2 pseudogenes (1 of these 2 only partly in view) are annotated in these 834 nt (G+C 72.8%); both read right to left on the bottom strand.

What is annotated here, in order from left to right:
- Nucleotides 1-678 (bottom strand): annotated as a pseudogene (locus ACFR9S_RS12355) (molybdopterin biosynthesis protein); the annotation flags it as partial.
- Nucleotides 675-834, bottom strand: a pseudogene (locus ACFR9S_RS12350) (molybdopterin molybdotransferase MoeA); its annotated part runs 967 nt beyond the window's last position; the annotation flags it as partial. The pseudogenes ACFR9S_RS12350 and ACFR9S_RS12355, both read right to left, overlap by 4 nt.

Genomic DNA, 834 nt, shown 5'->3' with positions numbered 1-834 from the left:
CCCCCCCTCGACGCCGGCGGCGATCGTGTAGCTGTTCACGTCGTAGATCTGGCCGGCGTCGCTGTTTAGCGACTCGCCGGGCCGGACCAGTTCGTCGCCGGTCGAGACGATCCCCACGGTCGGCTTTCCGCGGACCTCGATCTCGTCCCGCCCGAGCGCCGAGAGCAGGCCGATCTCGCGGGGCGTCAGTTCGGTTCCGGGTCCGAGCGCACGCTGGCCGGCGGCGATGTCCGCCCCGGCGGGCATCACGTTGTCCCCGGGCGCGACCGAGGTGCGGATCTCGACGGCTTCCGTCCCGATTTCGTCGGTCCGCTCGACCATCACCACCGCGTCGGCGCCGTCTGGCAGCACCGCGCCAGTCGAGATTTCGACGGCCTCGCCGTCGTCGACGGACACGGCCGGCTCGCTGCCGGCGTGGACCGTGCCGACCAGATCGAGCGTCGCGGGGTCGGCCTCGTCGGCGCCGAACGTGTCGCTCGCCCGCACCGCGTAGCCGTCCATCGACGCCCGATCGAACCCCGGCACGTCGAGATCGGCGTCGACGCGCTCGGCGAGGATTCGCCCTCTGGCCTCGGCGAGCGGGACGGTCTCTGGCTCGGGCTCGATCGCCAGCGACGCGATAGCCTCGTGGGCCTTCGCCGGCTCGGTGAGGTCGCGGAACTCCTTGCGGTCGCTCATTGGCGGGCCTCCCAGTTCTGCACCGCGACGGTTTCGCCGGCGTCGATCCCCTCCACGTCCTCGTCGCCGACGACCCAGCCGTCCGCGAGCGCGACGCTCGACAGCACCCCCGATCCGGACACCCGGGTCGGGACGGCGGCCGGCAGGGGGTTGGCC

Origin of the sequence: Halolamina salina, assembly GCF_042678005.1 — an archaeon.
GTDB lineage: Archaea > Halobacteriota > Halobacteria > Halobacteriales > Haloferacaceae > Halolamina > Halolamina salina.
This window is presented reverse-complemented; position numbering and strand designations above follow the sequence as displayed.